The sequence below is a fragment of the Microbacterium sp. NPDC012755 genome, from assembly GCF_042901325.1.
Lineage (GTDB): Bacteria > Actinomycetota > Actinomycetes > Actinomycetales > Microbacteriaceae > Microbacterium > Microbacterium natoriense.
Window position 1 is genome coordinate 1,416,173 of record NZ_JBIBCT010000001.1, and the last position, 12,144, is coordinate 1,428,316.

The 12,144-nt window shown below is 70.9% G+C and carries 11 protein-coding genes; 8 read left to right on the top strand and 3 right to left on the bottom strand.

Annotation, left to right across the window (positions count from 1 at the left end; all coding sequences use genetic code 11):
* Positions 1-13: 13 nt before the first annotated feature.
* Positions 14-1,132: an ROK family transcriptional regulator gene (locus tag ACFY5A_RS06730; RefSeq protein ID WP_341940585.1), complete on the bottom strand. Its 1,119-nt coding sequence runs from the start codon at positions 1,130-1,132 to the stop codon at positions 14-16.
* A 125-nt stretch (positions 1,133-1,257) separates the two neighbouring features.
* Here ACFY5A_RS06730 and ACFY5A_RS06735 point away from each other — a divergent pair, with 125 nt between their 5' ends.
* The 4 genes from ACFY5A_RS06735 to ACFY5A_RS06750 are packed head-to-tail and all read left to right on the top strand — an operon-like array spanning position 1,258 to position 5,584.
* A complete protein-coding gene (locus ACFY5A_RS06735; RefSeq protein WP_341940584.1) occupies positions 1,258-2,580 on the top strand; it encodes an extracellular solute-binding protein in 1,323 nt (440 codons plus the stop codon).
* A gap of 3 nt (positions 2,581-2,583) precedes the next feature.
* Positions 2,584-3,507 (top strand): sugar ABC transporter permease, encoded by a 924-nt coding sequence (locus ACFY5A_RS06740; protein ID WP_341940583.1) that lies wholly within the window; start codon positions 2,584-2,586, stop codon positions 3,505-3,507.
* Complete coding sequence (locus tag ACFY5A_RS06745) at positions 3,504-4,322, top strand: carbohydrate ABC transporter permease (protein ID WP_341940582.1); 819 nt, start codon at positions 3,504-3,506, stop codon at positions 4,320-4,322. Before ACFY5A_RS06740 ends, ACFY5A_RS06745 begins: the two co-directional genes overlap by 4 nt.
* Positions 4,319-5,584: a Gfo/Idh/MocA family protein gene (locus tag ACFY5A_RS06750; RefSeq protein ID WP_386948847.1), complete on the top strand. Its 1,266-nt coding sequence runs from the start codon at positions 4,319-4,321 to the stop codon at positions 5,582-5,584. The genes ACFY5A_RS06745 and ACFY5A_RS06750 overlap by 4 nt, the downstream gene beginning before the upstream one ends.
* A gap of 2 nt (positions 5,585-5,586) precedes the next feature.
* On the opposite strand, the gene ACFY5A_RS06755 is transcribed toward ACFY5A_RS06750, so the two are convergent.
* Both ACFY5A_RS06755 and ACFY5A_RS06760 read right to left on the bottom strand, forming a co-directional pair.
* Positions 5,587-6,474, bottom strand: a complete 888-nt coding sequence (locus ACFY5A_RS06755) for an alpha/beta fold hydrolase (protein ID WP_387232573.1) — start codon at positions 6,472-6,474, stop codon at positions 5,587-5,589.
* On the bottom strand, positions 6,471-7,661 hold the full coding sequence (locus tag ACFY5A_RS06760) for a M24 family metallopeptidase (RefSeq protein ID WP_387232576.1): 1,191 nt from the start codon (positions 7,659-7,661) through the stop codon (positions 6,471-6,473). The genes ACFY5A_RS06755 and ACFY5A_RS06760 overlap by 4 nt, the downstream gene beginning before the upstream one ends.
* Positions 7,662-7,822: 161 nt before the next feature.
* Here ACFY5A_RS06760 and ACFY5A_RS06765 point away from each other — a divergent pair, with 161 nt between their 5' ends.
* The 4 genes from ACFY5A_RS06765 to ACFY5A_RS06780 all read left to right on the top strand — a co-directional run bounded on the left by ACFY5A_RS06765 (position 7,823) and on the right by ACFY5A_RS06780 (position 12,137).
* Positions 7,823-9,298 carry an oligopeptide:H+ symporter gene (locus tag ACFY5A_RS06765; protein WP_341940578.1) on the top strand — a complete coding sequence of 492 codons (1,476 nt, stop codon included), beginning with the start codon at positions 7,823-7,825 and terminating at the stop codon, positions 9,296-9,298.
* Positions 9,295-10,527, top strand: coding sequence for an amidohydrolase family protein (locus tag ACFY5A_RS06770; RefSeq protein ID WP_105673161.1), 1,233 nt, complete (start codon positions 9,295-9,297; stop codon positions 10,525-10,527). The genes ACFY5A_RS06765 and ACFY5A_RS06770 overlap by 4 nt, the downstream gene beginning before the upstream one ends.
* Positions 10,528-10,588: 61 nt before the next feature.
* Positions 10,589-11,824 (top strand): PucR family transcriptional regulator, encoded by a 1,236-nt coding sequence (locus tag ACFY5A_RS06775; RefSeq protein WP_387232579.1) that lies wholly within the window; start codon positions 10,589-10,591, stop codon positions 11,822-11,824.
* 91 nt (positions 11,825-11,915) lie between these two features.
* Positions 11,916-12,137 (top strand): hypothetical protein, encoded by a 222-nt coding sequence (locus ACFY5A_RS06780; RefSeq protein ID WP_223587279.1) that lies wholly within the window; start codon positions 11,916-11,918, stop codon positions 12,135-12,137.
* Positions 12,138-12,144 lie beyond the last annotated feature (7 nt).

Genomic DNA, 12,144 nt, shown 5'->3' on the forward strand with positions numbered 1-12,144 from the left:
TCTTGCGTAATTGTCAATACTCGCGGGCGAAGAGCTGTTCCTTCACGCTCGCCGCGCTGACGGCCAGCGCTCCGACCGACGGCGCGATCGCGCCGAGGGTGGAGGTGCGCACGTCGGGGAGGAAGAGCGACCGTCCGGCGAGCTCGGAGCCCAGCGCCGCCGCGAGTCTCGCGGAGGCGCCGGGGATGCTGCTGCTGACGACGACGACGTGCGGATCGATCGCGAGGACCAGGGCGCCCAGGCCGTCCGCGATGTCGGCGGCGAACCCGGTGACGGCATCCGCGCTCTCCGTGCCGGGCGCCGCAGAGGCCGTGAACAGCTGCTCCAGGCCGTCGGGGGCGCGCTCGGCCAGCCTCTGCTGCGCCTCCGGCCACGCGACCCTGCCGAGCGCTCCGATCTCGCCGGCCGCCCCGTGCGCCCCTCGGGCGACGCGGCCGTCGACGATGGATGCCGCGGAGATCCGGTTCCCGATGCGGAGGAGCACGGCGGTCTCATCCGCCCCGACCGATCCGTGCTCGATCTCGGCGAGCGCGGCGAGCTTGGTGTCGTTGTCGAAGGCGATCCTGGCGCCGGGGAAGGCGGCGCGCAGCTGCGCGTCGATGTCGCTGGTCAGCCAGTCGGGCACCACCGTGGTCTTCACCGGGCGACCGTCCGCATCCACGATGCCGGGGATGCCGACGGTGAGCGCGACGAGTTCGTGGGATGCCGTCGTCGACTCGTCGAGCAGCTCGGTCACGAGCGCGATGATCGCGGCCGCCGCATGCTCTCCGCTCGACAGGTCGTGCTCCTGGCGGCGGTGGGCCGCGCTGACCGTTCCGCGCAGGTCGCCGGCCACGCCGGAGATGCCGTGCGGGCCGACGTCGATCCCCACGGCGACGCCCTGATCGGCGGCGAACCGGTACCCGCGCGCCGGACGGCCGGCGCGCGTCGGGCGCAGCTGCTCGGAGTCGGCCAGACCGGATTCGACGAGCCCCGACAGCACGGTCTCGACCGTCGTGCGCGACAGGCCGGTCGATGTCGCCAGCTGGCTGGCCGTCATCGGGGAGGACGCGTCCCACAGGGTGGTCAGCACCGCGTGGTCGTTGAGCCGACGCATCGCTGCGAGGTCGGTGCCGAGCGCCTGGGTGGTCACCTGTCCTGACTATCACATTCCGGCAACCCCGGCTTGACAGTGCGAGGGGGCTGACCTATCTTGTGAATTACAACAGAGAGTTGCGAAATACCCTTTCCCCCTTTTCACCAGAAAGCGACACTCACATGCAACGACGCACCCGACTCGTGCTCGCGCCTCTCGCCGCCGGCGCCCTCCTCGGCCTCGCCCTCACCGCCTGCGCGCCAGGTCCGGCGACGAACGGCAGCGGCGCCGCCGTCGACGCCAGCACCACGCTCACCGACGACGACATCACCCTCACGCTCATGTCGACGCCGGAGTCCGGCGCGGCGACCGAGGCCACGATCGCCGCCTTCGAGAAGGAGCACCCGAACATCACGATCGAGTACTCCCAGACCAACTACGACGACTACAACCAGAGCGTGAACCTCAACCTCGCAGGCGACAAGTCCCCCGACATCGTCCTCCTGAACGCGGTCGCGAACACCGTCAAGAACAAGCTCGTCCTGCCCCTCGACGACTACGCCGACCTCTACGGGTGGAACGACTTCTTCCCCACCAACCAGCTCAACCAGTGGCGCGTCGCCGACGACGGCTCCACCCTCGGCGAAGGCGGAGACCTCTACGCGGCCCCCGCCGGCTTCTCGCTCGTCGGCACCTACTACAACAAGGCCCTGGCCGCTCAGCTCGGGATCACCGCCCCCACCACCCTGGGCGACTTCGAGAGCGCGCTCGCCGCGGCCCAGGGCTCCGGCATCCTCCCCGTCCAGCTCGGCAACGCGGAGGGGCACGCGGCATTCGTGGTGCAGCTGCTCGGCCAGGGCGAGGGCGGCGCCGACGACGCCAACGCCTGGGCCTTCGGCCACAAGGGCGAGACGTTCGACACCGACGCCAACCGCACCGCGGTCGACACCCTCGTCTCCTGGCAGAAGGCCGGCTACCTCGGCGATCCGACGACGGTGAACGGCACCGACCTCCAGGGCGCCGTCGACAACTTCATCGCGGGCAAGGGCCTGTTCCTCGTCGACGGGATCTGGGACGCCGGCAAGATCGCCGAGGGGCTGGGAGCGGATGCCGGCTTCCTCCCGTTCCCCGGCAAGAACGTGACGGGGATCGGCACCTCGGTCGCCTACGCGATCTCCACGAAGAGCGCGCACCCGAACGAGGCGGCGGCGTTCCTGGACTTCCTGCGGTCTCCCGAGGCGAGCGCCCAGCAGTTCGCGCAGGGCTTCATGCCCGATGACCCGACGGTCGCGGTGGCGGACGAGGGAACCCTGCAGGGCGACATCGTCGCGGCCTGGGCGCGGGTCGCGGAGGCGAACGGACTCGTGGCGTTCAACAACAACGCGACGGCGACCATGAACGACACGCTCAAGGCCGGCACGCAGAAGCTCATCGCCGGACAGACCTCGGTCGACGACTTCCTCACCTCGGTCCAGGACGACTGGGCCGCCGCCCACGCCGGCTGATCCATGACCACGTCGCTGTCTCCCCGGCGGGAGGGGTCCGGTCTCGCGGCCGGCCCCACCCGTCGGCCCCGCCGCGGGTGGAGCTCGCTCCTGTACCTGCTCCCGGCGTTCGTCTTCTACGGTACGTTCACGATCGCCCCCTGGGTGCAGAGCATCTGGCTCTCCTTCTGGAACTGGGACGGGATCGGGGCCGCCACCTGGGCCGGCATCGGGAACTACCTCCGCGTGTTCACGGACGACCGGCTCCTCGTCGCCCTGCGCAACGGCCTCGGATTCATCGTGTTCTACACCGCGTTCCCGCTCGTGCTCGGTCTCGTCATCGCGGCGGTCATCGCCGCGCGCCCGAGGCGCGGCTCCGGGTTCATCCGCACCGTGCTCTTCCTGCCGCAGATCCTCCCGCTGGTGGCCGTCGGCGTCGTCTGGCGCTATCTCTATGCGGCAGACGGGCCGATCAACCAGTTCCTGACCGCCATCGGCCTCGGCGATGTCGCGAGGGCGTGGCTCGGCGACTTCACCTGGGCGTACCCCGCCGTCGGCATCATCGGCACCTGGGTCACGACCGGGCTGTGCATGATGCTCCTGCTCGCCGGCATCCAGAAGATCGACCCCTCGCTCTACGAGGCGGCGCGACTCGACCGCTGCGGACCGATCCGCCAGTTCTGGCACGTCACGGTGCCAGGGGTGCGCGCAGAGATCGTCGTGGCCGTCACGGTGACGCTGATCTCCGCCCTCGCGAGCTTCGACATCGTCTATGTCACCACCGGGGGCGGCCCCGGCGATCAGACGATCGTGCCCGGCGTGCTGATCTACAAGCTCGTCTTCACCTCGAACGAGGTCGGGCTCGCCTGCGCCCTCGCGACGGTGCTGAGCGCGATCATCCTCGTCTTCGTCGCCGTGATCGGCCGAGTGGGAAGGCGCAGCGCATGAGATCTTCCGCCTCCCGCGTGCTGTCGGCGGTGTTCCTGCTCGTCGCGGTGCTCAGCGTCGTCATCCCGTTCCTCGCACTGGTGTCTGCGGCTCTCCAGCCGGCCGACACGCTCGTTCCCCGACTCACCTGGCCCAGCGATCCGCAGTGGGGCAACTTCGCCACGGCGTGGAGCATGGCCGGCTTCGGGTCCCTCCTCGCATCGAGCGCGATCATCGCGGTCGTGGTCGTCCCGATCTCGGTGGTGTGCGCCACGCTCGCCGGCTACGCGATGGGCACGATGAGGATGCCGGCGAAGGGCGTGCTGTTCGCCTTCTTCATCGCGGGGCTCACGCTCCCGTACGAGGCGATCGTCGTGCCGCTGTACTTCTCGATGAGGTCGACCGGCCTGATCGACACGTACTGGGCGGTCATCCTCCCCCTGGTCGGAGCGTTCATGCCGTTCGGGATCTTCTGGATGCGGACGCACTTCGAATCCGTGCCCGCCGAGATCATCGAGGCCGCCCAGCTGGACGGCGCCGGTCGGTTCCGCACCCTGGTGCAGATCCTGATCCCCGGCGCCAAGCCCGCCATCATCACGTACGCGCTGCTGACGTTCATGTGGGCGTGGAACCAGTTCCTCCTCGCGCTCATCCTCATCCGCGATCCCTCGCGCCGCACGGCCCCGTCGGGGCTGGGCACGTTCGTGCAGCAGTACGGGGAGAACATCCCGCTGCTCGCGGCCGGGACGATCATCGTGATCGCGCCGATCGTCGTCCTCTACTTCATCTTCCAGCGAAAGTTCGTCGCCGGCCTCGTGCAAGGAGCCCTCAAATGACCGCCCACGCCCCCCTCCGTCTCGCGATCGTCGGAGCCGGATCGCGCGGGACCGGATACGCGCGCCGAGCCGTCGCGGACGGGGCGACGATCACCGCCGTGGTGGAGCCGGATGCGGAGAGGCTGCGGGTGTTCCTCGCCGAGTTCGCCGATCAGCCGATCGAGTGCTTCGGCACCTGGCAGGACCTCGCCGCGCGGGAGGAGAGGGTCGCGGATGCCGTGGTCGTCTCCACGCCGGACCGCCTGCACGCCGAGCCCGCGATCGGCCTCGCCGGAGCCGGGTACCACCTCCTCCTGGAGAAGCCGATCGCCCCCACGGAGGAGGAGTCGAGCCGCATCGTCGCCGCCGCGGATGCCGCAGGGGTGATGCTCGCGGTGTGCCACGTCATGCGGTACTCGGACTACTCGCACACCCTCAAGCGGCTGCTCGACGACGGCGCGATCGGCCGACTGGTGTCGGTCGAGCACCTCGAGCCGATCGGCTGGTGGCACTTCGCGCACTCGTACGTGCGGGGCAACTGGGCCCGCGAGGAGGAGTCGGGGCCGATGCTGCTCACCAAGAGCAGCCACGACATCGACTGGCTCTCGTACATCGTCGGGCTGCCGGCCGAGCGCGTGTCGTCGTTCGGGAGCCTCCTGCACTTCCGGCCGGAGAACAAGCCGGCCGACGCCACGGCGCGGTGCCTCGACTGCCCGCTGCAGAACTCCTGTGCGTACTCCGCGACGACGATCTACCGCGGCTTCCTCGGCGACGAGACGTTCGAGCGCTGGCCCCTCGCGGTGCTCACGACGGACGTCACCCCGGAGGGGGTGGAGCGCGCGCTCCGCGACGGCCCGTACGGGCGATGCGTGTTCGACGGCCAGAACGACGTCGTCGACCATCAGGTCGTGAACATCGAGTACAGCGGCGGGGTGACGGCATCCTTCACCGTGACGGCGTTCACCGAACTGGACTTCCGCAAGACGCGCCTCTTCGGCACGTCGGGGAGCATCGAGGGCGACGGCAGGACGCTGCTCGTGCACGACTTCGTGCGCGACGAGAAGTACGAGGTCGTGCCCGAGTCCCGCGGGGCGGCGAGCGCGGCCGACGGCCACGGCGGCGCCGACGACGCGCTGGTCCAGGCCTTCCTCGCGGCCGTGCGCACGGGGGACAGGTCGCTGCTGCTCTCCGGACCGGCCGAGAGCCTCGCCACGCACCGGATCGTGTGGCTCGCTGAGGAGGCGCGCCGGAGCAACACGGTGATGCCCGTTCCCGCGCACTGAGCTCAGAAGACGGGAGTCGCCGCGCCCTGCGCTGCGCACCAGCGCAGGGCGCCGACCTCGTGATCGCGCAGCCAGTGCCCGCCGCCCGCGACGATCCGCAGCTCCGCGTGGGGGATCAGCGCGAGCCAGGCCTCTCCGTGCGCGGACGGCACGAGCACGTCCGCTCCGCCGTACACCAGGAGCGTCGGCGCCGTGATCGCCGCGGCGTCGAAGGACCACTCGCGCGCGAACAGGGCGAGATCGTCCTCGATCCAGCCTTCGACGCCCTGCGCCGCCCATTCGTCGGCCTCGACGGACTCCTCATGCTGCACGTCTGCGCGGCCGAGCACCTCGCGGTCGCTCGGGGGCAGGCGCTCGACCCAGTCGCTCAGGGCGTCCGCGCCGTCGCCGAGCGACTCCACGTACGCACGCAGTGCCGTCTCGCCCCGCCGTGCCGCATCGATCTCCGCGAGTGTCTCCGGCACCATGCCTGTCGACGCATCGAAGCCGAACCCGGACGGGCCGATCCCGACGTCGACGCAGAGCGCCGTCACCCGGTCGGGGAGCAGGGCCGCCGCCGCGACGGCGTGCGGGCCTCCGCCGGAGGTGCCCATGACGGCGAAGCGGTCGGCCCCGCAGGCGTCGGCGATGCGGGCGCTCCAGTCCGCGGCATCCGCGACCGTCCGACCGGGGAGGGTCGGCGAGCCGCCGTAGCCCTGGCGGTCGTAGGAGCACAGCCGCACACCCGCCGATGCCGGTCCGCTCCATCCGCCGGGCACGGCGATCGAGCTGCTCGGGGTCCCGTGGTGGAACACCACCAGCGGACCGTGCGGGTCGCCCCACTCGCGCACGCGCAGACTTCCGTGCACGACGGGCATCTCGAACTCGCGGATCCACGGCGCCCCGATCACGAGAACTCCAGGATCTCGCGGGGGAGGGAGGAGAGGAAGCGGGGGCCGTCCTGCTCGAACACGACCGTGTCGACGAGGATCAGGGAGTTCCACGATTCGAAGTTCGTCACGAGCCCCGCCTCGATCACATCGTCCCTGTCATCGCCGAGAGACCAGCAGAACTCGCCCACCCAGTCCGTCGGAGCGACGGAGAGGCCGAGCTCGTACCCTCCGGCTCCCGACCCCTCGACGCCGCTGTCGGCGAAGTGGCGTCTGAGCGCGTCGAGCAGCACCCGCCAAGGCTCGCCGACCCTGCCGTGCTCGGCGAGGATCTCGTAGGCCTCTGCGGCGACGGCGACCTCCCGCCTGTGCTCCGCCGACGGCGCGCCGAACATCAGCGGCCTGGTCGCGCGGGCGTGATAGCCGTCGACGGCCGACGCCATGTCGGGGTGGACGACCGGTCCGGAGCCGAGGCGCGTGTGCCCGCTCAGCCGGTGCAGCGCCGACACGGAGGACCCTGCGGCGACGGTCTCGTGCAGCACAGCAGGCTCGCCGCCAGCGCGCACCATGCCGAGGGAGTAGAGGCCCCAGGCCTCGAGCTCGGTCGTCTCGGGCGTCGCCTCGGAGAGGATCGCGCGGATGCCGGCATCCGCCGCGCGCTGCGCCGCCTCGATCTTCCCGATCTCCGCGGGGCTCTTGAGGCGCCGGACGCCCCGGAACGGCAGGGTCACGTCGACGACCCGGCATCCGAGGCCGTCGAGCATCTCGTCGACCACATCGGCGACGGCAGGACTCGGGATGCAGCTCCACCGCTCCATGCCGACGCGGCTCCCCGCCCACGGCCGCAGCTGCTCGGCGAGGAAGGCGACGTACTCGCCGAGAGTGGACTCCCTGGTCTCGTCCGTCGTGGAGAGGGTGCGGATGTCGTCGAGCACGGTCGTCGTGCGGGCGAGCTCCTCGTGATAGCCGGCCTCGATGAGGAACGGGGCGCCCTCCTCGACGTGGAGGACCACGCACTGCGCAGGGGGCATCGACGTCGACGTGTGCTGGCGGTACCACCGGCTGCGGTAGCCGGTGAGCCACGCCATCGTGTCCGGAGCGGTGAGGACCGCCACGGAGACGTCGGCCGAGGCCATCGCCGCCCGCAGACGTCGCAGGCGATCGGCGTACTCGTCTCGGGTGAAGGGCAGATCTGCGTCGATGCTCATCCGACCATGGTCGCGGGTGGATCATGGCGGTGGAGGCGACATCTGTCGCAGGTTCTGCCGGACATTCCGACGTCTGTCGCATCCTCGGCGCCTCGGGGATCGGATTGACTCTCGACAACCCTGAAGCCGCGCGGCGGCACCACTGCTCCGATGGAGGCGCAATGACCCTCAGCAGCACGACAGACGCCCCACCCGTCGGGCGCACGTTCTTCGGCCTGCCTCGCACCATGTTCCCCGTGGCGGGTTTCGCCGGCTTCGACGCCCTCTCCTTCTACGGGATGCAGACGATCCTCGTCTACTACGTGTACTTCTCCGCGAGCGAGGGGGGCCTGGCTCTCGAGCCGGCCGTCGCGATCGCGATCGTGTCGACGTCGAGCGCCGCGACCTTCCTCGCCACCATCTTCATGGGATGGCTCGCCGACAACGTGCTCGGCGCGGGGCGAGGACTCCGCTACGGCGCTGTGCTCGCGTTCGCCGGCTACCTGACCCTCGCGATCGTCCCCGGCGCCATCGGGCTCACGATCGGACTCATCGCCATCGCGTTCGGCGCCGCCTCGATGTGGGTGAGCGAGGGCGTGGTGCTGGGCGGCACACTCGACGCGCACGAGTCGCACCGGGAGGCGGGCTTCACGGTCTACTATCTCGGCAGCGCAGGGGGCGCGCTCATCGGCATCACCCTCAGCGGCGTGCTGCAGTCGGCCGTCGGCTTCCGACTCGGCTTCCTCGCGTCGGCGGCCGCCATCCTGATCGGACTCCTCATCTACCTGCCGTTCCGACGCGGCACAGAGGCGACGGCGCCGCCCGTCCCGGTGACCGGCGTCCGCGGCTGGGCCCTCGTGTGGCCGATCGTGGCGGTGGCGTTCGCGATCGTCCTGGTGGTGGGCAGTGTCGCGGCAGGATTCAACCCCGCGACGATCGTCGGCCTCGGGGCCCTCGTCCTCGCGGTCGGAGCGCTGGTGAAGCTGCTCTCGCGCCGCGATCTCACCCGCGAGCAGAAGGGGCGGGTCATCCGCTACCTCCCGTTCTTCGTCGCGACGGGCGTGTTCGCCATGCTCTACCAGCAGCTCTACACGACCGTGGCGATCCACTCCGAGGCCAGCACGGACCGCGTCGTGTTCGGCGTGGAGCTGCCGCCGTCCACGGTGCTCGGCATCGCTCCCCTCTGCACGATCCTCGTGGCGCCGATCCTCGCCGCGGTGTGGGGACGACTCGGCGATCGCCAGCCCTCCCTCGCCGTGAAGTTCGCGGTCGCGTTCGCCGGATGCGCCATCGGCATGGGGTGGCTCGCCGTCGCCTCGGGAGCCGGAGGGCTCACGCCGATCATCGTCCTCGTCTTCATCGTGTTCGTCTTCGGCGCCTCCGACGTCGTGGTCTCCCCCTCCGGCCTGTCCCTCGCGACGGCCGTCGCACCCCCGGGGTTCGAGACCAGGATGCTCTCGGTGCACTACCTCGCGGTCGCCATGGGGATCGCCGCGGCCGGCGTGACCGGCGAGGGGTTCGTGCCGGGCGAGAACGAGACCGGCTACTTCGCCGCGTTCGCGATCGTGGGCGCCGCCGTCGCCGTCGCGATGATCGTCGTGCGCATCGGCTTCGGCCGAAGACTCGTCGCGGTCGACGGTGTGGAGGTCGTCCGATGAGCGCGGCGACGGACATCAGGGTGATCCGCGCCGGAGCGGTCGCCGACGTGCTCGCCGGAGAGGTGCTCGCCGACCACGCGATCGTGCTGGACGGCGAGAGGATCGCCGCGGTCGAGCCCTGGTCGCCCTCCCGGCACGGCGGCGAGCACGTGCTCGACCTCAGCGACCACCTGGTCGCTCCGGGGATGATCGACCTGCACACCCATCTGATCGGCGAGCTGGAGCGCGGCAGCTACAGCCCGTATCTCACCGGCTCCCCCGCGCGCGACGCGCTGCTGGGGGTGCGCCATGCCAGGGCGACGCTGCGCGCGGGCTTCACGACCGTCCGCGACGTGGGCAGCTTCCGCGCCTTCGTCGACTGCGATCTGCGCGACGCGATCGACTCCGGGATCTGCGAGGGGCCCCGCATGGTCTGCGCGGGCGCCTACGTCACGTGCAGCTCCGGCGGCGGTGAGATCACGGACCTCGCCCTCGACATCCCGCTGCCCACGTCCTTCCGCTTCGGCGTCGCCGACTCCGTCGACGAGGTGCGCTCGGCCGTGCGCCGCATCGCCCATCGGGGCGCCGATGTGATCAAGATCATCGCGACCGGTGCGGTGTACGCCTCGGGCACGGTGCCCGGTGCGCCCGAGTACACCGAGGAGGAGCTGCGCGCCTGCGTCGACGAGGCGGCGCTGTACGGCCTCTACGTCGCGGCTCACGCGCACGGGGAGGAGGGTGCGCTGCGCGCCATCCGCGCCGGCGCCCGCACGATCGAGCACGGGACCATGCTCGGCGACACGGCGATGTCGGCGATGATCGAGCACGGCACCTACTACGTGCCGACCACCTACCTGCTGAACTGGGTGGAGGAGCACGCCGAGCGCGAGGAGCATCCGATCGGCGTGCGCGAGAAGACCGCGAGCGTCGGGACGTCGGCGCGGGCCGCCGTGCGCCTCGCGGTCGAGGCCGGGGTGCGCATCGCCTACGGCACGGATGCCATCGTCTTCCCGCACGGGCGCAACGCCGGTCAGCTGCCGGAGTTCGTGGAGGCGGGCATGACGCCCATGCAGGCGCTGCAGTCGGCGACGAGCGTCGCGGCGGAGTGCCTCGGACGCTCTGCGGACGTCGGTGCGGTCGCCCCCGGGCGCTTCGCCGATCTGGTGGCGGTGCCCGGCGCTCACCTCGACGAGATCGGGCGCTTCACCGACGTCGCGGCCGTGCTCAAGGGCGGGCGGATCGTCGAGTGACGGCGGCGTCGAGCGCGGCGTAGGATCGGAGTCGTCCCGCCGGTCGGGGAGCGGAGGTGCGATGTTCGACGCCGTTCAGGAGACCGTCGATCGGCTGGCGATGGCGCTGCAGCGGTCGGTGGTGCTGGAGGATGCCGAGTGGACCCTGCTCGCCAGCAGCGCGCACTTCGACGATCTCGATCCCGCCAGGCTGCACACCCTCACCGCACGTCGTCCCGCGCCGGCGCTGGTGGCCGAGATGAGGGCGTGGCGCCTGCACGCGCAGCTCGTCCCGCGGGTGCTCGGCGTCGAGCCGCAGCTCGGGATGGAGCACGAGCGGCTGGTGATCACCGTGCGCTCCCGCTACGAGGTGCTCGGGTTCCTCTGGATCACGCTCACCCGGCCGCTCACCCCGAGCGAGGCGTTCCTCGTGCTGGAGACCGCCGACACGCTGCGGGCGCTCCTGGTCAGCGTCTCGCAGTCGATCGCGGCGGTCAACGCCGAGGTCGAATCGGAGATGCTCGGCCTCCTCGCCCCCGATGAGCCGAGCCGTCGGAGGGCGGCGGACGAGCTCCTCGATCTGGGCATGTTCACCCGTTCGCGCCACTTCGTCGCGCTCTGCCTGTCTCTGAGCGCCGAGTGGTCTCCCTGGGATGGCCCTCCGTCGAGGGAGGTGATCTCGCGGGCGCTGCTCCGGGCGATCACGACCCCCATGATCGACGCGTACAGCTTCGTGCCGACGTCGCCCGAGGCGCTGATCCTCCTCGGCTTCCGGAACGAGCCGACTCGTGAGGCGATGGAGAACGTCGTGGCGGCCATCATCAGGGAGACGGATGCGGCCGACGTGAGCGAGCCGCTCCAGGGGGTCCTGGGGGTGGGTTCCCCGGTGGGCGAGCTCTCGCTGAGCTGGGAGTCGTACGAGCAGGCTCTGGTCGCCGTGCGCGTCGCGCGATCGCGCGAGAGCAGGTCCGCGTCGTGGACCGCCGATCCGGTCGCCGCGTCGATCGTCACGCTCCTCGCGGCTGAGCCCCCTGCCCACCTGCTCCCCGAGCCGCTGCGCCGTCTCGCCGACGCGCCCCCCGACGTCCTCGCCCTGTTCGAGGCGTACGTCGCGCACGGCGCCAGGGTCGCCGATCTGGCCGATCGGCTGGGCGTGCACCGCGCGACCGTGTACTACCGGCTCGCGCGCGCGGCGGAGTCGATCGGCGTGGATCTCGAGAGCGATGACGCGCGCTTCATCATCGGCGCCTGGGTGCGTCAGCGCCGTGTCACGAGCGCGGCCGGGGGCGCCCCCGGTTCGGGAGACGGACGCGCCTAGGCACCCCCGTCCGAAAGATAGGGAAGGTGCCCGATGCCGGGGTCCCGCCTCAGAGCGGAGTGTAGGCATACACCCACAGAGGAGAACCCCCATGTACGAGCACCCGTACCTCAGCCAGCAGATCACCCGGTTCGAGCAGGAGCAGATGGAGCGCTCCGCCGAGCGCGCGCGGTTCATCGCCGAGCACGCCGATCAGATCGTCGCCCGCCCGCAGGGCGTGATCCGGCGGATGCTGGGTCGTCTCGCCGCGGGGTCGCGCACGCGTGCGCAGAGCCCGTCGCCGACGACCTGCGAGCCGGTCGCCGCACGGTGACGATCGT